Here is a 21,146-nt window from a genome sequence, read left to right on the forward strand (position 1 = left end):
GCACTCTCTCGCCGTAGGAACCATAGATGAAGGTCTTGGAAAAGCCAGCAGGAGAGAACTCAGGCGAGGTTATATCCGACCAGTGCACACCCATATTCGGAACAGCAAACGGCTCAGGGCCGAAGGTGTATATAGACGGGAACACTCCCCTTTCGACCAGCTTGTAGGCTCCTTCATCAATGCCTGGCCCTATCTGCTTGACCTGGGCCTCTGTGATTTTAAAGAAGTGGAAGTCGAAGTGAGGAACAGTATAGACCTCTTCCGGGGCATGCCCCATCGGGTTCCAGTCTAACATAATTGATTTGATTCCTGTAGCGTGCGCCTGTCCCGGCAGCTCAAGAAAAAACATTCCCATCTCTTCCGGCAAGTCTTGCAGTACCTCCTCGGACATCTCCACACCAATGGCTGAAGGCTTGCCGTTGACCATTTCTACCCAGGTACGGGCAGTGCCCCCCAACAGGGAGGTTGCAGGCCCGTAATGGACAACTGTTCTTGGCTTCTCTGGCTGTATAAAATCTTCGAGTTCGCACCCCGACATCGCCAGGAGACAAAGCAGCAGAAATGTCCCTAACAGCCTACGGCTGTAATTCTTCAAGTTAATCATAGTGTTTATGTCTAAATGTTTAATAATAGGAATATAGCCAGCTGTAAGGGATCTGCAGCAGGAGTAATAAGAGCAGACTGAAGGATAAATTTATTTAGTATAATTTAAAATGCAAATAATTATACTAAATTTTAGATGAGCTTCACTAATATCTCTCTGGAGTTAAGGCACCCATAATAACCTAAAGTTGGCTTTCCAGCAGCGTTTTTTTTAATCTACTTTCTTATTCGAAGGGTCTGCTCCTCTTATTCATCCGGAATGGCACCCTGCTTAGAAGCCGCTTCTATTCTACATGAACTGTGTTATACCACCAAGGGCTTCCATGGTTTGAAATTGGAGGGCAGAGTCGTTATTGAAGTGGCTTCTTGTTGCTAGCGACGTTACTCCTATAACTGTTTTTCTGCTGGTTAGGCGGAAGTAGATGAAGGTTTGAGTCATAAAGAAGTAAATGACAGAATAGCAAGATCTGCACATTTTAATGCGGCCATCTTTGTTACATTTGGTAAATAAAAAAAGATTATGCTTGACGCAGCCTTAGCCTATATCAACAACCACCTGGAAGAAAATATTACGCTGGATAAACTCGCCAGCGTAACCGGGTACTCGCCGTACTACCTGCACCGAAAGCTAAAGGAGGAGTTGCAGGAGCCGGTAGGTAACTTTATCATCAAGCAGCGTGTGCAATCAGCAGCGTATCTCCTCCACTTTACTGAGTTATCCGTAACCGACATCAGGCTACTGGTGGGCTATGACAATGATAGTGCCTTCAGCAGGGTCTTTAAGAAAGTAAAAGGTATAAGCCCAAGGGAGTTTAGAAAGAAACAGTTGCTAAATGCCTCTAGTGTAACTACTGACCGATACATCTCCCTGAAGTGCGAAATTGTCAGGTTGCCTAAGCAACAGGCGGTGCTCTTTCCCTGTATTGGAAACTATTTTTCCAGGGATATCTTCAGAGTATGGGAAAAAGTTGGGTGCTTCCTTCAGGAACAGAACCTATCACCAGAGAACTTTACTTTTTATAGTGTTTTCCACGACTGCCAGAATGTTAATCCTGATAGTGTATGCCGTTATGATGCGGCCATTGTTAGTAAAAACACGGCTGCTTTATCCGTTAGCAAGAACTTTGTTGCGGAACTTCCAGGTGGCAAGTTTGCCAGGTATAAGTTTTGTTGCCCTGTAGCCGAGTATGAGCAAGTAACCAGGGTCATAAATGAACATCTTTTCTGCGAGATGAAACTGAAGCATCGGGATAGTGTTTCCTATTTCCAATATTATACTTTACCCACTCCGGCATCGCTTGATAACCTGTTCATAGAATGGTACCTGCCCGTGCATTGAAGTATTCCATCCATAGTGAACCACCAGTGAAGCTGTTTCCAGTGGCAACTGCATGTGTGCAGTTGCTGATTTCCGTATAAGCCTCTGCTTTACATGAAGCATGAGACAACCTGCCCCTTCAAAAGGCCTCCAACTACAAAGGAGGCCTTTTCCTTTCAAAGCCTTCGTTCGTTGCACTAGGTGCTGTTGCTTCTATGACAATAGGCTTTCTTACAAGCATCTCTTCCAAGCCACTTTTGATTTAGTAAGCCTGGTATAAGACAGCTTTGGGAGTTTGCTGCATAGCAATATCTGCACATTTTATCTGATTTAGACCCTCGATATTTGCATCAACAAGGGTGAACAAAGAGCGCTAAAAATTTGCCTGTTGATTGAATTTCTAAATAGTTATCAAAATCAAAGTCTAAATAAATAATGGAAAAGAGAATTATCAGCTGCCTGTGCATCATAGGATTTGCAGGGTTATTGTTTGCTTTTGGAGACCTCCTGATTCCACAGGAGAACCTGATTTTTGAAGCGGCCACACGTCCGGAAGATTTTTCAAAACTGGTCACCTCTCCGGAGTACGCTGTCTGGGCCCTGCGGGGCTTTGTGGGTGTAATCATGGAGATGATAGGCACCGTTGGTTTGTACCTGTACTTGCAAAAGAGCAAAGCGGAGCGCCTGGCCTTCTATGGTCTGCTGCTGACATTGACTCACCACATATTAGGTGTAGGAGTATTCGCTGTAGCTTATTTTCTTTTTCCTGCAGTCGGAGAACTATTCCTGATGGGCCATACGGAAGCCATTAGGTATGCAACGATGGGCGGTGCCTTACAGAACTTTATGGGAGTATCGCTTATAAGCACCTTGCTTGGCCTGGGGATGATGGCTGTTGCGGTCTGGAGATCAGGTATGCTGCCCAAATGGTCGGGATGGCTTGTGTTCCTGGGCTTTGCTTTTATCCCTTTCCCGGGAGCCGCCTTACAGTTTATGACGAACATACTATGGGGTGCTGCCTATTTCTGGATGGCTTATTCAGTTTACAGAAACCATCATGAAATATTAGCGCCTCATGAACCAGCCCCTAGGCAACTGGTGTCTTAAGAACGAAGCAGAAGCGATATGTGTGACATCAGAGACAAACTTCACGAACTGTCTAAAGGCTTTCACGAACCTGTTTCTTGGTTTGTGTACGTCTTCCTTGGGATGAAGAACAACCGACAATCAGGAATACGTTCGTAACTTAAAAACATCAAGTCTTACCTCCCGCTTTACTTAATAGAGCTTATAAGCTAAACAATAAAGGCTCCTCATAATGGGGAGCCTTCACTGTTCTATAACGAAGGTTATGTTCACCAGGACCGCCTGTAGAGCAAGCTAATGTTTAGCACATGGCCTGTAGTAATATGCAAGGTACTTCATCATCAGCCGAAACGAGCTTAGTAAACATTGTGAACCTTGGTGTAACTAATTAACCCGCCATAAGCAATATGCTGTGTTAACTGTAGACTTTTTTTCCTATTATGAATAAATAATCACCGAAGTCGTTTTCGTAAGAATTGATAATTTTATCAATTTTATCGCTGTCAATGTCTTCTCGTAGTTCGGCTAATCCTTTTTCAACTTCACCGCGATTTGCTAAAGATAAAAAAGATGATATTCCTTGTCTTATCTCCTTATCAAAATACAGTTCTGGACTGTGCTTGCCACAATAAAGGAATTTGTCTTCCAGGTCAGGTAGAACAAAATACTTTTCGGTATTAGTGATTTCAAAACCGCTTTGAAGCATTGCGGATTTAACTGTTTCATACGAAGGCATCTGAAGGATAGAGTCGCTGAGCATTTGTGGAAAATAATGGCATAACCAATAACCTTTCATTTGCTTTGGTGTCGAGGTGAAAATCACAACATTTCCATTCACTTTCAAAACTCGATTTAATTCTGAAAAGCCTTGCTTTAGGTTATCCCAATGATGAATGGTTAGCGAAGCGATAATGCCATCAACTAAATTGTTCGATATGCCTGTGTTTTCTACAGTCCCAAGCCTCCAATCAATTTCTTTATTTTTTTCTCTAGCCCTTCCTAGCATTTCAGTTGATGGGTCAATTCCGATAAACTGGAACCCTCTTTTCTGAAGCTCATTTGTATAATTGCCTGTCCCGCATCCAATGTCCAGATTGAGTTTATCTTTTTTTGGTTCTAAGTGATGAAGAAATCTGCTTGTTAAATACTTATCAGCTTTCCGAGTCTGATTGTAGTTTATTCCAATATTGTCGTATTTAACTTCCATTTTAAAAAAAGTTTTGTTTGCAGGTAACTGCTAGGCTAAAGGGTATTTTAATGCTTTATAGCTACTGTGGGCAAAAATTGTTTTTTACAAAATAATCAGATATAAATCTCTCCATTTATTACTACTCATAGCAAAGGTAAAATAAATAGGATTGCTCCTATCACGAAGAGAAAAGTCAATAAATGAATCAAGGAGTGGTTAAAATTTAGAAATATAAATTGCTCAATTGCTCTGCCTACCCAAAATAAAGAACAACCTACCAAAGTTACTTTTCCAAGCCCTGTTGAATAAAGGTCTTTTGTAAAAAAGAAGCAGATAAAAGTAAAGAAAAGGAAGATATAAATCAGGCGTAAATTGAAAATTTGAATAATGGCCTTATTTTGCTTACTTACCTTTTCTAAATCTGTGTCCCATTCAAAGAGCCTCCAAAAGAACATATGAAAGATGGCAAACCCTAAGCTGTGAAGTCCACACAAATATATAATAAGGTCTTTATCCATTTTATCTTTTCACAACTTCTGCCAACGTTACTCGTGCAGCGTAAGCCCGTAGCGTAGCAAGGGTTAAAGCTGCACCTTGTTGGCAAGAGTAATTTTACTTCTTTCTTTCATCTATCAAACTTAACAGGAGGTAATTCATTGGGATAAAAGCTCCTGCTAAGATGATTATCATAAACCCAAATGCTAATTCCCATCTGAGTATTTCAACATAAGTGTAGACTTCTGCTGCCAGAAGAGCCAAGCTCAAAAATGAATACACCAGTATCTTCACATACTGCTTTCTTAATCTATAATAACTATAGGAAATAGTGGCTAGAACAGGCGGAATGGTAAAAGCTTCAACCCATCCTTCCATTGTGCTCTCTGGTCCCATTCCAAGCACAAGACCTACAAAGAGTATGAGTACAAACTGAACTATAACCAAGGTCACCATATGTGAGGCAACTACCAACACTTTCTGGACAAAACTGTGGTGACTTTGATTCTCAGTTTCTATCATTCCCTTTTCTATAACTTCTTATTTTTGCCAACTAAGGTATAAACGGAAGTCTATTCGGCTTATCCGTCAAAATCGACAGATAACCGGAATCGGGCTAACGAATATACTATATATACGCAGCAGTATAAAGGCCCCTGCTGAAAGTTTCCCCTCCCCGCGAAAGTACCTAAACTCGCCCCCTTCCAGGAAACTGCAAAGGCGGGTAAGTAGAAACAAACTATCCTTCCCATTTATCATGATTATCGTCTATGAAAAGGGCTTCTCCAGAGGAGAGATCTGCTGAGCGGTCATCCGGTGGTGGATCCGCTGCACCTGCGTTGCCTGGAACGGTCCTCCCCGGCTGGCCCTGAAACCCGCCTCGTTCAGTTTCCGGGCTATCTCCTTCCAGAGCATCTCCGCTTTGCCTGTCACCTGTCCCTCGCTGCTTGTGACATCCACTTTGGTGCTGCGCAGGAACTGGATGAGGGCCGCTGCCCGCTTGTTGTTCTCATTGACCCTGGCATTGTGCTGCAGTACCCGGGTGCCCTCAGCGGAGGCGGCACCCGTCTGGAAGGCCTTTGAGGGCTTGCGCCACTCTCCTGTCTGCTTTATCTTCTCATCCAGCGCCGCTTTCGTCCGTAGGCCGATCAGCTCCCGCTCGTGGTCGGCGGTGGCTATGAACAGCGTGAGGGTGAATTTGTCCAGGTTCAGTACATCCTGCAGCATTTGTTTGTCCAGGCTTAAGTCTGCCACCAGTTGCTTTAGGTGCCGGTTTTCCTCCTCCAGTTGCCGCAGTTTCCTGAGCTCTGACACTCCTAAACCACCGTATTTCTTCTTGCAGTTGTTGAAGGTGGACTCTGATATGCCCATCTTCCGGCAGACCTCCGCTACAGAAACGCCTGTCTCTGACTGCTTGATGGCGAAGATGATCTGCGCCTCGGTAAATTTTGATTTCTTCATGGCAATTCGCTTTTGGTTCTATACGATTATTGCCCGTTTTCTCTACTTTACAACAGTCCGGTTTCTCGGGGGGAGGTCAGTATTTTATTCTCTAAATTAGCTGCGAATTCAGAAATCAAGTTCAATACTATTTCTGGTGGATAGCTACTCCTTTCAATCCAAGTATGAATGCTACCTACATAAGTCATTCCTAAATAATCAGCACTTTTTTGAAATGGCACAAAAAAGCCTTCAATCTCTTTATCATCTGAACCACAGGAAATTGCTGCCATATACTTTCCTCTTAGTTTTCTACTGGTCTCCTTTTCTATTTTCAAGCAATCTGTAATTCTATCAAAAAAGGCTTTCATTAAGCCACTCATTGAATACCAATAAACCGGCGTAATAAAAATTATTAAATCATATTCCACAATTTGGCGCATCAACATTAAAAAATCGTCATGCTTGTTTTTGTGCTCATAGTTATAATGATTGATTGTATGGAGGTTTAAGTCTAGCAAGTCACACCTCACTCCTTCCCTAAGAATCTTAACGATTTTACATGTATTCCCTTTACTCCTTGAGCTTCCTTGAATTATTATCCTTCTCATTTTGTCTTATTTTTGCTCTGTACATGTACCCTATTTGGCAGGAATTTTTTATCCTTCCTGTATTCTTAGAAATGCTTTGCAAAGTTTATCTTCATAATGCCTTGATTCTCTGTCACATCAGAGAGCCTGTTTCGATTAGTATTATAAATTATATGCATAAAGGACAGTGGTTTAAACTGCCACGACATCCTTAAATTGACAGTACTGCGCGCCAGAAAACTGTTGTACTGGTATAAAGAAACTAATTGAACATTCGGGTTCAAGGCTAGTCTTAGGGAGGATGTAAGCAGGTAAGAGTCAGTATGGCCTGTTTGCGTTTTGCCAAGATTCTTAATGGAATTAAACTCTACCCGATTTGTGAAAAAAATATTTGGTATCGGTGCATAATTAACATCAGCGCTTAGTGAAACAAGGGAGCCATTGAAGTACCCTCCAACTTCTGCATTCGTCGCGACGGAAAACTTCCTGGAGAGATCGGTGTTAAACATCAGCCTGTACCTGTTATAGGTATAACTGCCCGGGCTTATGGGGGTCCCTAACACGTGGAACTCAGTATCCAGGTGCTGCCAGTTATACTGGTAGCGCAAACTTAAAACGCTTCCACTGCTCATGATCAAAAATACAGGAAACAGGTTTAAAGCACCTTCCTGCAACTTCAAATCGGACGCCTGTTGGGCCAGATCCAACAGGATACCGGGCTGGTAGGAGCGTACAAATTCAGGTTTCCAGGATGGCCGGAAAATTGGAATAAATCCCAAGTTGTGGGCAAGCAGGTTTTCCCTGGATATGAACCCCATCTCCGGATTGTACTTTTCTGAAATCAGGGTGTGGTTGGTGTAGAAATACGCCTTGTTGGTTGCATGCTGTAGATTTATATTGGAACCGGAGCCTATCGTATATTTGCCATCTTCATGATCAAAAGAACTACTCCACATGTGGTTTAAGCTCCACCTTTCTCCGAATCTATGTACCCCATTTACAGTAGCCACGGTGTTATGGCTGTTTCCGGACTCGTATTTATTGGCTAGCATCACCCCAAAGTGGTTCGCTTTCCCATAATTTTTAATGTACCGCATCACACTGAAATGAGCTTTGGACGTCTCTTCCGTATCATCCTGAAGGGCATACAACATTCCTATACTTCTGGAAACCTGCCTGTCTGTATATCTTGCTCCTAGCAGCAGGGGGATAGGGTTCCCGAAGGCATCTAGGCCAATTCGTCTGCTGAAAAAGGGCTGCAGGTTAGCAGGGTCCCCGGTAACAAACAAACCGGAGTTCTCTAAGAAGAATTGCCGTCTTTCAGGGAAGTAAACAGAGAACCTTGTCAGGTTAATGACTTGCCGGTCTACATCGGCCTGTGCAAAATCAGTATTTACCGTCAAGTCAAGGGTGGAGTGCTCCGTAATACCCCACTTGAGGTCACCTCCTACCTTGGTAGCAAGCTGCACTTTACCATTTTGTTCACCTCCCGAAGCTTGTGCCTTTTGGACAACATAAGGGTTGAGACGTATGTTTCTGCCTGCAGGTGGAAGGTCAATGCCTTTCAGGGCAGCAACATACGTCATACGGTAGGTGCCCAGGGATCTGGGAAAACCCGGGAATGCAGACGTTTCGTTGCTTCTTCTATGCACACGGATAAAGTTGATCCCCCACGACACACTATCGGCATGTTGTGCTGCATCCTTGGGATACCGGATAGTGGAAAGAGGTACGGCAATTTCTACATACCACCCTGCGTCTGTAATGGAGGTCTTCGAGTACCACAAGGCATCCCAATCCAGATCTATGATGGCATCATCGAATACCTGCAGGTCTCTTTGAGTTCCATAGGGCGTCACCTGGAAGGCAACGGCATTTCTGCGGGTGTTGAAAGGGTCAAGCGTAAAGCCAAAGAGATCATTATTTTCAAAGCTAAAGTCCCTGGTAAGATTGGGGGTACGCAGTCCTTCTACTCCAACCGTATCTTTACAGTAGGCCCCTATGTATAGGTAGGTATCATCAAACAGTACTCTTACTTCCGTATCAAAATTAGCCGACTCTCCCTGGAGTGGCTCCACCTGTTTGAAGCCCCTAATAACCTTGGCGTCTTTCCATGCTGTTTCATTTAAGGTGCCATCTATAACAAGCGGGACGGTTACCCTTGATGAATAGATTTCCTTTAGTTTTACCGGTGGTTCAAATGTATGCTGACTGAAAGAGACCCGGGGATTCAGAAACTCAAGCAAAAGCACGAAACGAATAATATGTTTTATGGTATTCATCTTCCTAAGGTATCTTAGGCGGAACACCTATCAAATAGGGGCGAATTTATTCCTATAGAGATAAAATTGTAACCATGCTTCTTTACGAAGCCTGTCTGCTTTTATCATAAGCTTCACCCCAACTACTCAAAGCGGAGATCACCGGAGCCAGGGTTCTGCCCAGGTCAGTCAGGAAATATTCAACTTTCGGGGGGACTACTTCGAAAACTTTTTTTGCTATGATCCCATCCTCTTCCAGTTCCCTGAGCTGTTGCGATAAAACCCGCCTGGTAGCTTCCGGCAATTCCACGCTAAAATCCCTGGGTCTTTTCGTGCCTCTAAACAAACTGCTGATTATAGCGGGCTTCCATTTACCTGATAATACATTCAATGTGACTTCCATCGGGCAGTCCTCCTTAAGTGGAATTTTTCTATGGTAAGAGCTCATCGGATTGTTCAGTATAAAAGCTGTATTTGATAATTAAACATTCAGACAATGTGAGAAAAAGTTTCCAGTTCTACTGGCATAAAATGCTGATGAATAGGTTCCTATATGGCTAATAGCTTTGGTAGTACTATCATAGGTAATTCTGTAAAAGTAATGATGTAACGAAAATGACCGCAGTAGCGGTAGAAGGATTGCGACCAGTTTTTACCCTCATGAACAGGTCATGCTACTACTGCGGCAGCGTGAATATAGTCAAAAACGGGAGAACCTACTACGGCAAAGCTAGAGGCAAGTGCAAGGACTGCTCGAGGCAGTTTGTCTTTGAGCGGCACAACCAGAATCTGAGTCGGGAGCAGCATGTGAAGTAGCATTAATTTGAACTTGAATACAGAATAATTGAAGTCAGTTTAGGAAGAGCCGCCCATACAGCAGCTCTTCCTTTCAATATGCATGTAACGTTCCGTGCTCTAATTAAGAAAAATTAATATTTAGGGTCTGGAGGCCTCTGTTGCTGCACAGTTAGCACATTTATGTGTACCCTTTGCAGGTTAATGAATTGCCCTACCTTTGCATCCTCATTTGAAAAACAAGGGGAAGGAACAAACGGCAAGGGTGGTTACTAGGAGCTATGAAGTATGTATTGATTTTATCTGTAGAAATAGAATTGGTGCTTTGCCCGATCAGCCTGTAGACAAGCTAACTATAGACTTTTCCAGTGCCACTTTTTTGCAACCATTTCATTTAGTGTCCTTAGCCTGTCTTATTGAAGAGTATCATCAGGAAGGAGCCGAGATAGAGTTCATATAGGGTGGAATGGCTTTGAACAGGTACCTACGCAACATTAAGTTCCTTAAGTATTGGACTATAGGTTTTGACAGGAACAGGTTTACACACGCGCATATCAGCACAACTCTCTGCCTTTGTAAGGTTAACAGTGAGATAATTGAGCGGAAATCCATCATCAGGTGCTGTTACAGTATTTCTAGAGGCTGTTCAATCAGAGTTGAAAGAGCTCCAGTTGATTTATCTGGCAGTAGCGGCTGTTGAACTTTGGTTTGAGCATGCGGATGTAGTGCTTCTCCCGGCGGAGCACCTCTTCCTTGTCCTGGTACTCTTGCAAGTAAATGACGGAATCATCAGAGCATTTATCTTTGTGCTTGACGACCCTCCAGAAGATGTTGCTCGTCTCTCCTATATAGACACAGGTGTCGGAGTCAAAAATCAGGTACAGGAAATAAGACCTATTCTCCTTCACATACCGCCAGCCCCTGTACTGATGCAGCACCTCTCGCCTTCTATACTACCGAAATTCACGTAATGCAACCATCTACCTTTTACATTTGCTTTATCTGTAAACGAATTCCCAGTGGATGTTCAACAAATATGCTACTACAGCTTTCAAGATATTGAATATTTCAGACCTGTTACACTACTATTCGATGCTTGGAAAGAAGCCTTGGATTAAGGCGAAGTCCAACTGTTCGCTTACTGTTCCGGCTGGTGATGCTATCCGGCGGCATGGCCCGTTTCCTCATCTACTATGTTATAGATGGTCTGCTTGCTGATGTTCATCAGGTCCTGAATCTGCCTGAGCGTATGCTGCTTGCTGTTGTAGAGCTGCACCACCAGCCTGCGCTTGTCTTTCCCCAGGCTGCGCGGCCGTCCTCCCTTGCGCCCACGCGCCCGGGCGGCAGCCAGCCCGGCTTCCGTCCGCTCCTTGATAAGGTTCCGCTCGAACTCGGCCAAAGCACCGAACATGTGGAACACCAGCTTGCCGGCAGGGGTGGAGGTGTCGATGGCCTCCTGCAGGCTCTTCAGGGCGATGCCGTTCGCCTCCAGGTACTGCGCCCAGCCTATCAGGTCCTGTAGGGAGCGGCCCAACCGGTCGAGGCGCCAGATCACCAGGGTGTCGCCCTGGCGCAGCTGCTCTTTGAGCCTGGTCAGGCCGGGGCGCTCGGAGCGGGTGCCGCTGATGGTGTCGCTGATGATTTTCTGGCACCCGGCCTGCTGCAGGGCGTCCTGCTGGAGGGCCAGGTTTTGTTCTACTGTCGAGACGCGGGCGTAGCCAATAAGCATGGGGGGTGAAGGTAAAAAGGTAAACAGTCGAATCCTCCCCTAAGGTAGTCAAAAAAGATAAAGAATCAAGGGTTATTTGGCGTTCATTAGTAGACCGGGTTTTTGGACTGTTTTGGGCCGGAAACGGGTAGGGTCGGTGGGCGAGGGAGGAGGAGTCCAGAAAACGAACGTTTTTTGGACTCTCGTTAAAGATGACTCGTCCTAAGATACGTTGACCGATTTGTTGTTAATCTTCCCTTATGCGGGCCATCCGTTTCGCTGCGAAGTGTCAGTTAACAGAAGAACCCCTCCTTGGTCGACTAGACTTTGCGCAGCGTAGCTACAAGTGACGAAGGCAACATGTCACCTGTAACAGAGAGGAAAAGGTAGAAATATGGAAAGGGTAATTTATGGAAGGGTCAAAGCTTGGATTAGCCATAGAGAAGAAAGGAACACGGTCATATGCCTGTTTCTCGTAAAGCGTATAAAAATCTCCTTAAACAGAATCAGCTCAGCGCACTGCTTTAGGAAATTGTGCCGCTGCGGGTAGCCTTTATCCGGACAGTAAAAGCTACCCATTTGTCTCCCTTTTGTAAAGCTTCACTTCCAGGTTCGCAAGGTGACCTGGACAAAGGTGGTTTTCCCTCAGACATGGCCGTGCTGAAGCTGATTTACCTCTCGTACCAGAACATCAGCAAAAAGTGGGTCATTCGCACAGTGGCACGGAAGACCCCGGGTGATGGCGCGGCCGTTGTTTTTGCGGAAATTGGCAATGGTGTTGTGGTCTGGGGCGAGCTGACCTAACAGCCACATCACTTCCAGACTGGCCCCTCCGCAGGGAGGCGCATCTCGGCGGCACGCGTGTATGAATTTCATAGCTGTAATGGGCTGGTAAACTATTGTTTAGCCCTTTAGCTTCATGAAAATTGCAAAACAGAGAAGGTATTAGGACAGTCTGACGGTATAGTATAAAAATCATTGCCACCCTCTGGAATATCAAAGCTTCTTATACTATACCATTACCCAGATATTTATTTGATTTCGTTTCCATCTTCATCAATAATTTTATAATCAATCTGCCCAACGTTGGGTTCTACAAAAAGACCCAGGTTGTGAATTGCATCCATAGTTTCAGACGCCAATTCTTCGCATTTAACATACATATAGTAATCGTAACCAAATCTCACTTCAATATCTCTGTCAACAAGAAGCATCCATATCGTTTCCCTTAACATTAACCTGGTAAATTTTTCAATTTGAGACAGGCTTAGCTCATCTTTATTCTTAAGTATACTAATTTCATTTTCGAAATCGACAGTTAAATTCCTAAGTCTCCCGTCCTTTTTGTACCTATCAAAATCCTCCTTAGTATCGTACAGTTCAAGTGAATCAATTCTTAAGGACTTTCTATTTTTCTCTCTTAATATTAGCTGAATTGATTTAACATAAGCTGTTTCGATAGTTTCATATTCTTGGTAAGTAACATTATTGTATTGAGCCTTTCCGATGTCACTAATTGCCGTCCATTCAGAATCATCTAAATAATGTCCTTCCTCATTTCTTTTAGTAGGGTTAAATTTTGTGATTCTGTAACTTACCATTCTATAAATTTTGGCTAACTGGTAGTGTATAGTGCTTGCGTTATTCTATTTTTCAAACCTACTGGAATGTTTACCCATTCTGTTTCTTCAGATAAAACAAGCTCACAGTAACAATCCTCTTTTGCAACATTCACTATATGTTTATACCATTTCCAATAGCTCCATACCCTTGGCTTTGGCGAGTACAGAGTTTCTCTTTCAGAATCCCAATGCACCTCAGTTGCTGTTCTATAGATTAAAGGGAGTTTTGTCCGCTTTGGTTTTATATGCAGTTTACCAGCGTCATCAATTTCAATCTTGATGATTTTGTCTTTTACTACTTGCGTATCCATCTTAACTCGTTCTCTTTAGATTTAAGATAATATTCACAAGCCCCTGATTCATTATTAAACTCTACTATAGAATGCTTTTCGCCTCTTTCTTTAAAATAGACTTCCCAGACAGCTATATACTTGCCCTTTTTAATGGTCATAGACAATTTTTCATTGTCATCTGTGCTTCCATAAAGTCCATGCAAATAAATCTCATTGTCACCAACTCCTAGTTTCTTTAATTCTGAATACAAGTCTGGTAAATTCATGATGGTAACGATTAGTACATAAAGCGAGCAAGGCGTAGCCGCAGCTTGGCTCATGTGCAGGGTTAGGTGTAGGGCTTTTTATTTTAATCTTATTTCGATAGTTCTCTTATTGGTATCAATGTCAATCCAGTGCGTAGATTCTTCACCTGGTATAGTATCAATCAAGTCTTCTCCTTTATTAAAGTGTAACAATGATTTTTTTCCAAACTTGATTGTCATTAAATACTCATCTTGTCCGTCTCTACCTATCCAAGCACTTGTTTCTATTCTATGTGTCTTCTTTAACTCTGCTTCAGTTATTGGTTCGCACAACACTCCATCACACCAGAATCCCATTATATCTGCCCTGTCGCTGTTTCTGAATGTCCGCCCTAGATGATACTCCAAATGGTTACAAAAGCCTTCATTGAAAGGAGTGTCCAAATTTTTTTTCATTTATAATTGAGCTTGCACCTAGCGGCATTGTGCTATAATATGGGGGAGGCGAAGCCAAAGCTTGACTTATGTACATTGTTACCTGCTGGCATTTTTAAGTTTTTCGTTCAATATATGCTTTATAACTCCTTTGCCTATTATTACGGGACCTTCCCTAAACTCAAATTCCATCCCTTCAGCTAATAACCCTGCAAAATAATCAACTGCTATTATTTTAATTTCAGCATCAACCACGTCACCTGGAAACACAATTTCTTTGTCAATGAAGATTTGCTGACCTGACGTCTGCATTTCGTCAAAGCCAAACTTTATCCCAGGTCTATACCCTGATTTTGCAGGTGTTTTTCTTCCGCCCTCTTCTGTTGTTCTATATTTGAGCGTGGCAACAAAATCAGCCTGCTCTATGGCAAATTTTTCTACTGTCATTTCTTATACTTTTGCTGACGTTACTCGTGCAGCCGATGGGCTGGCGTAGCCGAGCCTTAGTGCTGCACATTGTTAGGCGGTTTCAATGTTTGTATATCTCTGCTGAAAGTGAACCTATATAGGTTTTAGTGGCTTGCTTCAAGCAATTCTGTCTGTATTTGTTGCCCTCAGCGATATAGCTCACTTCCTGCTTTCCTTCTGATGTAATAAGAGTTAGTGTATTGAAGAAATAATGTTCAGGTTTGATGTTGGATTTGCAAGTGGAAGAGAATATTTCACTTCTGTCGTTTATCAACTCTTCATATAAAGCGATATTCCTAAACTCCTCTACTTTATTGAAACAACATCTGATTCTTTTCAGATAGTATTTTTGACCTTGCTTCCAGATGAGGCGTGTGTCTGTACCGTTATCCTCGCAACCACAATGCATACTCTCCTTTGGCCGAATAATACCAACACTACCAGACTTAAATATTATAACATGCTCAACGCCTTTATCAGCTATAAGTGAATCAGCATAAGCTTCTGATAAACTATCCAAGTCAAAGTAAACCACACGCAAAGACCTTTCTATTTTCTCCAAGTCTTCATCAACTCCTTGTGACTGCGCATAGCTGATGGGCAAAAGGAGTATAAGTAGAAATAGTATTGCTTTCATTTTAAGATAAATATCACCTAACGGTGTTCGTGCAGCCGAAGCCCGTAACGCAGTAAGGGTTAAGGCTGCGCTGGGTTATGCAACAGTTTTATTTGACCAGCTCTTTTTGAAGCAGTGCCCGCAGCTCCTCAGCTGTAGGATCGAGGGCAACAATGACCCCTTTCTTATTCACCAGCACAGTGCCACCGCCACCAGCATAGTCGTACCTCTGCCAAATGCCATTCTGGTCATTCAATTCAATTAGGTTCAGCCAGGGGTACTTATCTCTTTCCATCGCTTTTTTATACTTATCCGTATTTTTGAACTCCCTGGCAATGCCAATGACGGTGAATCCTTTGTCTTTGAACTCTTCATAAACAGGAATCATGCTCTTGCTGATTTTGATGCAGCTTCCACACCAGGAGCCCCAGAAATCAAGGAGCACATAATCATCCTTCATCACCTTGGAAAGCTTCACTACTTTCCCTTCCAAAGTAGGGGCAGAGAAGTCGAAGTATTTGCCCCCAACCTGTAGGCGCTCACGGCTTTCCATCTTATTGCGCACCAGCTCGGTATAAGGGTGCTGTGGATACAGTTTTGAAAAAACAGAGGCTCTTTGTGTGGCTAATTCTTTAGAATAATCTGGAATCGTCAGGAAGTCTGATACAAACTGGTAATAAGAGGCTAGGTTAGGATTGGAATCAATGTAATTATTGTCCCAATCACTTTGTTTTTTAGTAAACTTTTTCATCTCCATTCTAATGGAATCAGCTGCAGGACTTTCATATTCCCCCTTGTGGTACAGTGCTCTTAACTGTTTTGATAAAGGCTCTGTATAAGGAGTAACTTCTTTCTCAAGATGGGTATCGTAGCCCTGCCAGAAGTCCTGTAACTGCTTGTTTAATTCACCCCCTTCTATTTTGTTCTTCCCTCCCTCCATCATAGGGTAAAGCGTGAAGAGGATTTGTCCTTTCTCGGGAAAAAAATCGATGCGGCGCCACGTACCTTTTTCAAACTCATCTTCAAAGACCACCCTATAGACTTCAGGTGCAGAGACAGCGAAAGTATACTCGAAAGTGTTGTTTACGATAGGAATCACTACATGCTTAGCACGAACATCATCTGTCGCCTTATGCAGGAGTATGTTCTTACTGTCACTATTAATGATTGTTCCTTTGATAGTGCAGGTAATTGGCTTGGCATGAACTGTAGTTAGTACAGATACAAGCATTAACAGGAGAAGGGCTTTAAGATTTTGGTTCATAATTCCATATTTTGAGATGAACAGATTGATTTTTCACATCCTGATTGAATCAAAAGCTGCTCCAACAGAGTTAAATATAATTATTTCCTGCTTCTCTACAACTCGCAAAATTACGAGATGGACAGATTTTATTCATATAGGGAATTTTGTCTAACGGATTAGTGCAGCAGAAGCCCGAAGCGTAGCAAGGGTTAAAGCTGCACTGGGTTGTATGGCGTACTGCATTCGATTCCAGTATAATTGTCCTATACAAATATTAACAAGCTACTTTTTAAGTACCTAAAACTGTACCCCTATTTTTATGGGAAGAAAAGACGACTGTTGAGTAAACAAAATTCCTGATTGTATATAAGTCCTCGTTCTTCCAGTTAACCTATAACTTAATCCTGCCCCTAACTCAATAAGTGCCGTTCCTGTTCCATCTTCATACCGATTCCACGTGTTGCTGTAGCCTATCTTTGTGTTCAGCAGGGGGCTGAGTTTCTTCTTTAGCGGGGTGTACTCAAAATCTGAAAATAAGGAGATGCCGCTTTTATTTAAGATATTCAAATACCCTATTCCAACTCCTACCGTAAACTTTTCTTTGAATCTAATACTATTGACAAGGTTTACATCTAATCCGTTGTAGTCACCTTTTATATAATCTACTATCCAATCCGATTCTCGATTGATATTTTGGAACTTCAAGTAGCCAAACTCAATCTTACCTGAATGACTTACCTGAGCTAACCCTGTTGAGTAGGATGCAGCTGCTAATAATAAAGTAAGGATTAAATTTTTCATCTTATCAATTGAAGATTAAGTTTGATTAAAAATGCCAAATATGCCACACGGATTGGTGCAGCAGATGCCCGAAGCGTAGCAAGGGTAAGTGCTGCATTGGGTTGGGCTACTTTATTCTTTCTATCCTTTTTTTCCTGAGAAACTGAGTAAACAGAAACGATGCAGCTAAAATTAGCCAAAGCCAATAATCATATTTGAAAGCCCAATAGATGAATGGAGAGATTATAATTATCCATTCTATCAATAATTTTTCCCCTAGCCTTCTTTTATCAGGGATGATTAGCAAGAAGTCTAATGCAATCAATGCGACAATAAAAAGTAACCAGAATATCATTCCATAGCCAAAGATTGTGAATAGGCTACCAAAGACCCAAATTATTAATCGGTTACCTTCAAAATCAGGAGGTTTAGAAAAAGTCCAGAAGAAGGTATATATATAAGCTGCACCAATTATACCAACGATGTTTATCCAATTACTTAATATGATTCTCATTGGTATTTTCATGATTTAAATGCAGCCCAACGTTACTCGTGCAGCCGAAGCCTGTAGCGTAGCGAGGGTTAAGGCTGAACTTTGTTGGCGGAAGTTATTCTTTTACAATCATTAAGCTATCTATGAAGTCCTTTTCCATTCCTTTCTTCAAGGTATGGGTAATCCAGAGAGGGGCAAACAACATTAGTAAAAGAAATCCATTTATGGGTATCAATAAGTCAAGGGGTGCTGGAGCCATAGTATTGATGAGTAACAAGTTAATAAGTATAAGAGCCAATACTGGTAATATTCTTATCCAGAGGTAGCCGAACCAGATTGGTTTGATTTCATAAGCTATATTAGTTCCCGCTTCGCCTGTCTCTGTATAACTGCCTTTGATTAAGTATGGAGTCGGAAGTATGGTAGAATTTTTAGCTAATCTAAATTCAGATTCAGTAAATTCTCCAAAAAATGGTTTGCTGCTTAAATTCAAACCTGTGAATATAATTAAAGGAGAGCCTTTTAGTTCTGGGTCCCCAATTAATGTTATATCTCGTAGCCTTGAATAGAATTCTGTAGCTGTTAAACTTGATTTCATAAATTTAATTACCGCCAACGGTGTCGCACAGGCTACGGGTGAGGCGTTAGCCGAACATGAAGCCTGTGCAATGTTGTAAGAAGGGTTATTTTCCTTCAAAATAACCCTTTGAATTCAGAACCTAATATTTTACCTCCGCTTAGTAAAACAGTTACTGTTGCACCTGCTAACAGAAAAAACAAAGGGAGAAGACATATTAAAATATAGAGGATAAATCTACTCATTCTTCTGCCTCTATATTTCTTCACCAATTCAAAAATGTATTTCTTCTTTATGTATTTGCTGTATACAATAAAAACTATGATTACAAAAACAGATAATGTTGTTGTAATTAGGACTGTCTGGTTATATGAAAAGCTACCACTTAAAAACAGCTTTTTTACAACTACACTTACTGGAAGATAAAAACCGAAAAGTAAAAAGAAGTAGAAGACACTTATATATAATGTTATATTGAATTCCGCTGGGTCATTCTTCCTTTTATATTCTTCAAAAAGTTTAGCAAAATAGAAGTTCATATTATACTAAGCAGCCATTAACTTAATGAGTTTTATCCTAATTTTATTCTCATTTATACTTCCCATTCCTTACAACGTGCTGGGCTATAGGGTGGCGTAGCTGACCTATAGGTTTTGTTGACAATAGTTATTTTTTCTTCTTGCCCTTTTCATACTCCATTGACCTGACAAGTTTACCTGCTGTATTGAATTCTTCTACTTTCCCATCTACCTTTCCATCTACATAGGTTTCAACCAACCATACCTGTCCATTCTCATGGTATCTTGTTGACTTCCCATGGTCAACGTCATTCATGAAACTGCCTTCCCTTGCTACCTGACCTGTTTTGTAATAAAACTTGTATCCACCTTGCATCTTGCCATTTACAAGGTACAACTGCTCATGCAATTGACCATTTGGATAGTAGGTCTCAAATACTCCATTCTTCTCTCCATTAGCATACTCTTGCTTTGACTTAACCTGCCCGTTTTTATGATAGGAGACTTGAAGTCCGTCCAGCAAATCATTTTTATAGTTAAGTCTCCACTTAGCTTGAGAGGAATAAGCATAGTTTTCTATCCAAGTACCTTGCTTCAGTCCTGAGGAATCTGTCTGATTGTAAATTTGCTGACCAAAAGCTGTGAGCGAAAGAATCAAAAAGAGGAAAGTCAGTTTAAGTCTATTCATAATTACAATTTTTGTCAACGGAATCGGACATGAGGTGAGCGAGGCATCAGCCGAAGCTTTGCTCATGTGCCTTGTTGGGCTTTGTTTTTATTCTTTTCATTCCAAGTATTATAAAAAACTGGGAAAATGGGTTAAAGTATTTTTTTCCACCTCTTCTGGTCTTTATCTGGCTTTTAATTTCATAGTAGTTAGAGTAGTAATAGCTGGAGAATCTCCCTTTTAGCTTTCCATCTTTTATCAGCCAAACAGCTTCATAGGTACTATATCTTGAATTTTCATCAACAGTGATATAGTAGTCAAAATCTGACCAACTTCTTGTTTTTCTTAATAGTGGAAGCAGAGGATTTATAAAAGTAATTCCAATTGTGTTTACAATGATAAATCGGCTTTGGGTAATGAATAGCAGAAGGAAAAGTAAATTAAGACCAATAATTATGGTATATGCAAATCTTGCATCGCTGTCATTCAGTAAGTCTACATGCTCTATACTTATTTTTGAAGCTGTAAGGAGTTTAAATGATGCAAAACCGATTAGGAGATTTAACCCTATTAGTAAACCAAATCCACCAAAAAACTTATATTTAGAATATACTTTTTTCATTTTTCAAATTAAGCCCAACGGTGTAGTACAGGCTGCGAGCGAGGCGTAGCCGAGCATGGAGCCTGTGCAGGGTTATATGCTTTACTTTTACTTTAAACTTATTATTTTCTCCTGATTGACGTTGACAGTATCTTTAAAATCTATCATACCAACTGACGCATTAAGTAACCAAGAATTGGAGTTTATTTTTCTTCCTGTCACCTTCCCCGAATTTATTCTTGTCGCCTTATTTGCGTACTCGTCAATGCAGAAGCAGGCTTTCTTGTACAGTCCATTGTGGTTGTTGAAGTCTGCGTCAGCTATTTTAAAATCGGTTGCTGAGCTATCCACTTCAAAAACTATAATTTCAGCCACACCACCATCAGTATAGGTACTGTCCCCTTTTGCGAAAGTCAGAGTAAAAACTGTATTTCTTCCTTGTGTTACTTCGTAGTCAAAATACCTAATGGTGCTATCTTCATTAACCTTCGGATTTAACACTAATGCGGAATTCGGATTCAAATTGATAGAATAGTATTGATAAGAATTATCTCTACTCTTCCTGTTCTCTGTACATGAAAAGAACAAAGAAACTACTACCATAAGCCAAATTTCTTTATTCATTGGTATTGCATATAACTAGCGGATATGCGGGAACATACGCTTATTGGCACTATGTACGAAGGTGGTCTCCTTCCTTCCTGTGGCAGAATTCATTGTTTTAGCGGCTATTTCACTTGTTTCCGTCCTCATATCTTCCTTATTCAATATAAGAATTTTTGCGACAATACCGGCTTCTTACACTTTATTTAATGCAAAGGTGACCCAAAAGTTCTAAAGGGACAGTGCGATTTCTGTCAAAGGCTCCTTTTGCCCGCTAAAGTAGGTGCTGCCTTCCCGTTTTGAAGGCGAAACCAACAGATAGGAGGCAGCTGAATTGATAAAAGCTCAGTCATATGGTGCCATTTCGCTATCCGTGCATATCCGGATATATACGCTTATATCCGGATATGCACGGATAAACCTCCGAAAGCAGCTCATTCCGGCAGCTCCCAGTAGCGGAAGCAGGAGCAGGTGTGTCTTCCAGGGAGCAGAAAGTC

The 21,146-nt window shown here is 41.8% G+C and carries 25 protein-coding genes and 3 pseudogenes; 3 read left to right on the top strand and 25 right to left on the bottom strand.

What is annotated here, in order from left to right:
• A partial coding sequence (locus ACFS7Z_RS19585; RefSeq protein WP_377488223.1) for a hypothetical protein occupies positions 1–604 on the bottom strand: 604 nt, incomplete at its 3' end.
• Positions 605–1,123: 519 nt separating this feature from the next.
• On the opposite strand from ACFS7Z_RS19585, the gene ACFS7Z_RS19590 reads away from it, so the two are divergent.
• Entirely contained in the window at positions 1,124–1,942 is an 819-nt protein-coding gene (locus tag ACFS7Z_RS19590) for an AraC family transcriptional regulator (protein ID WP_377488226.1), read from the top strand.
• Positions 1,943–2,356: 414 nt separating this feature from the next.
• Positions 2,357–3,028 (top strand): hypothetical protein, encoded by a 672-nt coding sequence (locus tag ACFS7Z_RS19595; RefSeq protein WP_377488229.1) that lies wholly within the window; start codon positions 2,357–2,359, stop codon positions 3,026–3,028.
• Between the two features lie 394 nt (positions 3,029–3,422).
• Here the strand turns inward: ACFS7Z_RS19595 and ACFS7Z_RS19600 are convergent, their stop codons facing one another.
• The 7 genes and pseudogenes from ACFS7Z_RS19600 to ACFS7Z_RS19630 all read right to left on the bottom strand — a co-directional run bounded on the left by ACFS7Z_RS19600 (position 3,423) and on the right by ACFS7Z_RS19630 (position 9,430).
• On the bottom strand, positions 3,423–4,214 hold the full coding sequence (locus ACFS7Z_RS19600; RefSeq protein ID WP_377488232.1) for a class I SAM-dependent methyltransferase: 792 nt from the start codon (positions 4,212–4,214) through the stop codon (positions 3,423–3,425).
• A gap of 125 nt (positions 4,215–4,339) precedes the next feature.
• Positions 4,340–4,714, bottom strand: a complete 375-nt coding sequence (locus ACFS7Z_RS19605) for a hypothetical protein (protein ID WP_377488235.1) — start codon at positions 4,712–4,714, stop codon at positions 4,340–4,342.
• 94 nt (positions 4,715–4,808) lie between these two features.
• Complete coding sequence (locus tag ACFS7Z_RS19610; RefSeq protein ID WP_377488238.1) at positions 4,809–5,213, bottom strand: hypothetical protein; 405 nt, start codon at positions 5,211–5,213, stop codon at positions 4,809–4,811.
• Between the two features lie 687 nt (positions 5,214–5,900).
• A pseudogene (locus ACFS7Z_RS19615) lies at positions 5,901–6,152 on the bottom strand (transposase); the annotation flags it as partial.
• A gap of 47 nt (positions 6,153–6,199) precedes the next feature.
• Positions 6,200–6,742 (bottom strand): flavodoxin family protein, encoded by a 543-nt coding sequence (locus ACFS7Z_RS19620; protein ID WP_377488241.1) that lies wholly within the window; start codon positions 6,740–6,742, stop codon positions 6,200–6,202.
• A 65-nt stretch (positions 6,743–6,807) separates the two neighbouring features.
• Entirely contained in the window at positions 6,808–9,003 is a 2,196-nt protein-coding gene (locus ACFS7Z_RS19625; protein WP_377488244.1) for a carbohydrate binding family 9 domain-containing protein, read from the bottom strand.
• An 82-nt stretch (positions 9,004–9,085) separates the two neighbouring features.
• Positions 9,086–9,430, bottom strand: coding sequence for a winged helix-turn-helix transcriptional regulator (locus tag ACFS7Z_RS19630; protein ID WP_377488247.1), 345 nt, complete (start codon positions 9,428–9,430; stop codon positions 9,086–9,088).
• 212 nt (positions 9,431–9,642) lie between these two features.
• Here ACFS7Z_RS19630 and ACFS7Z_RS19635 point away from each other — a divergent pair.
• Positions 9,643–9,786: pseudogene (locus ACFS7Z_RS19635) on the top strand (IS1/IS1595 family N-terminal zinc-binding domain-containing protein); the annotation flags it as partial.
• A gap of 641 nt (positions 9,787–10,427) precedes the next feature.
• Here ACFS7Z_RS19635 and ACFS7Z_RS19640 read toward each other — a convergent pair.
• The 17 genes and pseudogenes from ACFS7Z_RS19640 to ACFS7Z_RS19720 all read right to left on the bottom strand — a co-directional run bounded on the left by ACFS7Z_RS19640 (position 10,428) and on the right by ACFS7Z_RS19720 (position 20,670).
• Positions 10,428–10,715, bottom strand: coding sequence for a GIY-YIG nuclease family protein (locus tag ACFS7Z_RS19640; RefSeq protein ID WP_377488253.1), 288 nt, complete (start codon positions 10,713–10,715; stop codon positions 10,428–10,430).
• A 221-nt stretch (positions 10,716–10,936) separates the two neighbouring features.
• Positions 10,937–11,506, bottom strand: coding sequence for a recombinase family protein (locus tag ACFS7Z_RS19645; RefSeq protein WP_377488256.1), 570 nt, complete (start codon positions 11,504–11,506; stop codon positions 10,937–10,939).
• A 711-nt stretch (positions 11,507–12,217) separates the two neighbouring features.
• Positions 12,218–12,310 (bottom strand): annotated as a pseudogene (locus ACFS7Z_RS19650) (transposase); the annotation flags it as partial.
• Between the two features lie 206 nt (positions 12,311–12,516).
• Complete coding sequence (locus ACFS7Z_RS19655; RefSeq protein WP_377488259.1) at positions 12,517–13,086, bottom strand: hypothetical protein; 570 nt, start codon at positions 13,084–13,086, stop codon at positions 12,517–12,519.
• A 14-nt stretch (positions 13,087–13,100) separates the two neighbouring features.
• On the bottom strand, positions 13,101–13,418 hold the full coding sequence (locus ACFS7Z_RS19660; RefSeq protein ID WP_377488262.1) for a hypothetical protein: 318 nt from the start codon (positions 13,416–13,418) through the stop codon (positions 13,101–13,103).
• On the bottom strand, positions 13,403–13,720 hold the full coding sequence (locus ACFS7Z_RS19665) for a hypothetical protein (protein ID WP_377488265.1): 318 nt from the start codon (positions 13,718–13,720) through the stop codon (positions 13,403–13,405). Before ACFS7Z_RS19665 ends, ACFS7Z_RS19660 begins: the two co-directional genes overlap by 16 nt.
• Before the next feature lie 24 nt (positions 13,721–13,744).
• Positions 13,745–14,101: a hypothetical protein gene (locus tag ACFS7Z_RS19670; RefSeq protein ID WP_377488268.1), complete on the bottom strand. Its 357-nt coding sequence runs from the start codon at positions 14,099–14,101 to the stop codon at positions 13,745–13,747.
• 78 nt (positions 14,102–14,179) lie between these two features.
• Positions 14,180–14,527 (bottom strand): EF-Tu C-terminal domain-related protein, encoded by a 348-nt coding sequence (locus tag ACFS7Z_RS19675; protein ID WP_377488271.1) that lies wholly within the window; start codon positions 14,525–14,527, stop codon positions 14,180–14,182.
• Between the two features lie 82 nt (positions 14,528–14,609).
• Entirely contained in the window at positions 14,610–15,185 is a 576-nt protein-coding gene (locus tag ACFS7Z_RS19680; RefSeq protein WP_377488274.1) for a hypothetical protein, read from the bottom strand.
• An 88-nt stretch (positions 15,186–15,273) separates the two neighbouring features.
• Positions 15,274–16,428: a redoxin domain-containing protein gene (locus ACFS7Z_RS19685; RefSeq protein WP_377488277.1), complete on the bottom strand. Its 1,155-nt coding sequence runs from the start codon at positions 16,426–16,428 to the stop codon at positions 15,274–15,276.
• A 279-nt stretch (positions 16,429–16,707) separates the two neighbouring features.
• Complete coding sequence (locus ACFS7Z_RS19690; RefSeq protein ID WP_377488280.1) at positions 16,708–17,211, bottom strand: hypothetical protein; 504 nt, start codon at positions 17,209–17,211, stop codon at positions 16,708–16,710.
• A gap of 106 nt (positions 17,212–17,317) precedes the next feature.
• Positions 17,318–17,704, bottom strand: coding sequence for a hypothetical protein (locus ACFS7Z_RS19695; RefSeq protein WP_377488283.1), 387 nt, complete (start codon positions 17,702–17,704; stop codon positions 17,318–17,320).
• Between the two features lie 94 nt (positions 17,705–17,798).
• Positions 17,799–18,281, bottom strand: coding sequence for a hypothetical protein (locus tag ACFS7Z_RS19700; RefSeq protein WP_377488286.1), 483 nt, complete (start codon positions 18,279–18,281; stop codon positions 17,799–17,801).
• 95 nt (positions 18,282–18,376) lie between these two features.
• Positions 18,377–18,799: a hypothetical protein gene (locus tag ACFS7Z_RS19705; protein WP_377488289.1), complete on the bottom strand. Its 423-nt coding sequence runs from the start codon at positions 18,797–18,799 to the stop codon at positions 18,377–18,379.
• A 127-nt stretch (positions 18,800–18,926) separates the two neighbouring features.
• Positions 18,927–19,532 carry a toxin-antitoxin system YwqK family antitoxin gene (locus tag ACFS7Z_RS19710; RefSeq protein WP_377488292.1) on the bottom strand — a complete coding sequence of 202 codons (606 nt, stop codon included), beginning with the start codon at positions 19,530–19,532 and terminating at the stop codon, positions 18,927–18,929.
• Entirely contained in the window at positions 19,513–20,067 is a 555-nt protein-coding gene (locus ACFS7Z_RS19715; RefSeq protein WP_377488295.1) for a hypothetical protein, read from the bottom strand. The genes ACFS7Z_RS19710 and ACFS7Z_RS19715 overlap by 20 nt, the downstream gene beginning before the upstream one ends.
• A gap of 87 nt (positions 20,068–20,154) precedes the next feature.
• Positions 20,155–20,670, bottom strand: coding sequence for a hypothetical protein (locus ACFS7Z_RS19720; protein ID WP_377488298.1), 516 nt, complete (start codon positions 20,668–20,670; stop codon positions 20,155–20,157).
• Between the last annotated feature and the right edge of the window lie 476 nt (positions 20,671–21,146).

Origin of the sequence: Pontibacter toksunensis (assembly GCF_042686245.1) — a bacterium.
In the GTDB taxonomy this organism is placed as follows: domain Bacteria; phylum Bacteroidota; class Bacteroidia; order Cytophagales; family Hymenobacteraceae; genus Pontibacter; species Pontibacter toksunensis.

Excerpts from the sequence above, each read along its gene's own strand:
- ACFS7Z_RS19715 (WP_377488295.1), bottom strand. The coding sequence starts at position 20,067 with ATGAAAAAAGTATATTCTAAATATAAGTTTTTTGGTGGATTTGGTTTA.
- ACFS7Z_RS19660 (WP_377488262.1), bottom strand. The coding sequence starts at position 13,418 with ATGGATACGCAAGTAGTAAAAGACAAAATCATCAAGATTGAAATTGAT.
- ACFS7Z_RS19625 (WP_377488244.1), bottom strand. The coding sequence starts at position 9,003 with ATGAATACCATAAAACATATTATTCGTTTCGTGCTTTTGCTTGAGTTT.
- ACFS7Z_RS19595 (WP_377488229.1), top strand. The coding sequence starts at position 2,357 with ATGGAAAAGAGAATTATCAGCTGCCTGTGCATCATAGGATTTGCAGGG.
- ACFS7Z_RS19665 (WP_377488265.1), bottom strand. The coding sequence starts at position 13,720 with ATGAGCCAAGCTGCGGCTACGCCTTGCTCGCTTTATGTACTAATCGTT.
- ACFS7Z_RS19690 (WP_377488280.1), bottom strand. The coding sequence starts at position 17,211 with ATGAAAAATTTAATCCTTACTTTATTATTAGCAGCTGCATCCTACTCA.
- ACFS7Z_RS19630 (WP_377488247.1), bottom strand. The coding sequence starts at position 9,430 with ATGAGCTCTTACCATAGAAAAATTCCACTTAAGGAGGACTGCCCGATG.
- ACFS7Z_RS19590 (WP_377488226.1), top strand. The coding sequence starts at position 1,124 with ATGCTTGACGCAGCCTTAGCCTATATCAACAACCACCTGGAAGAAAAT.
- ACFS7Z_RS19700 (WP_377488286.1), bottom strand. The coding sequence starts at position 18,281 with ATGAAATCAAGTTTAACAGCTACAGAATTCTATTCAAGGCTACGAGAT.
- ACFS7Z_RS19610 (WP_377488238.1), bottom strand. The coding sequence starts at position 5,213 with ATGATAGAAACTGAGAATCAAAGTCACCACAGTTTTGTCCAGAAAGTG.
- ACFS7Z_RS19670 (WP_377488268.1), bottom strand. The coding sequence starts at position 14,101 with ATGAAAAAAAATTTGGACACTCCTTTCAATGAAGGCTTTTGTAACCAT.
- ACFS7Z_RS19600 (WP_377488232.1), bottom strand. The coding sequence starts at position 4,214 with ATGGAAGTTAAATACGACAATATTGGAATAAACTACAATCAGACTCGG.
- ACFS7Z_RS19605 (WP_377488235.1), bottom strand. The coding sequence starts at position 4,714 with ATGGATAAAGACCTTATTATATATTTGTGTGGACTTCACAGCTTAGGG.
- ACFS7Z_RS19655 (WP_377488259.1), bottom strand. The coding sequence starts at position 13,086 with ATGGTAAGTTACAGAATCACAAAATTTAACCCTACTAAAAGAAATGAG.
- ACFS7Z_RS19675 (WP_377488271.1), bottom strand. The coding sequence starts at position 14,527 with ATGACAGTAGAAAAATTTGCCATAGAGCAGGCTGATTTTGTTGCCACG.
- ACFS7Z_RS19695 (WP_377488283.1), bottom strand. The coding sequence starts at position 17,704 with ATGAGAATCATATTAAGTAATTGGATAAACATCGTTGGTATAATTGGT.
- ACFS7Z_RS19620 (WP_377488241.1), bottom strand. The coding sequence starts at position 6,742 with ATGAGAAGGATAATAATTCAAGGAAGCTCAAGGAGTAAAGGGAATACA.
- ACFS7Z_RS19710 (WP_377488292.1), bottom strand. The coding sequence starts at position 19,532 with ATGAGCAAAGCTTCGGCTGATGCCTCGCTCACCTCATGTCCGATTCCG.
- ACFS7Z_RS19680 (WP_377488274.1), bottom strand. The coding sequence starts at position 15,185 with ATGAAAGCAATACTATTTCTACTTATACTCCTTTTGCCCATCAGCTAT.
- ACFS7Z_RS19685 (WP_377488277.1), bottom strand. The coding sequence starts at position 16,428 with ATGAACCAAAATCTTAAAGCCCTTCTCCTGTTAATGCTTGTATCTGTA.
- ACFS7Z_RS19720 (WP_377488298.1), bottom strand. The coding sequence starts at position 20,670 with ATGAATAAAGAAATTTGGCTTATGGTAGTAGTTTCTTTGTTCTTTTCA.
- ACFS7Z_RS19705 (WP_377488289.1), bottom strand. The coding sequence starts at position 18,799 with ATGAACTTCTATTTTGCTAAACTTTTTGAAGAATATAAAAGGAAGAAT.
- ACFS7Z_RS19645 (WP_377488256.1), bottom strand. The coding sequence starts at position 11,506 with ATGCTTATTGGCTACGCCCGCGTCTCGACAGTAGAACAAAACCTGGCC.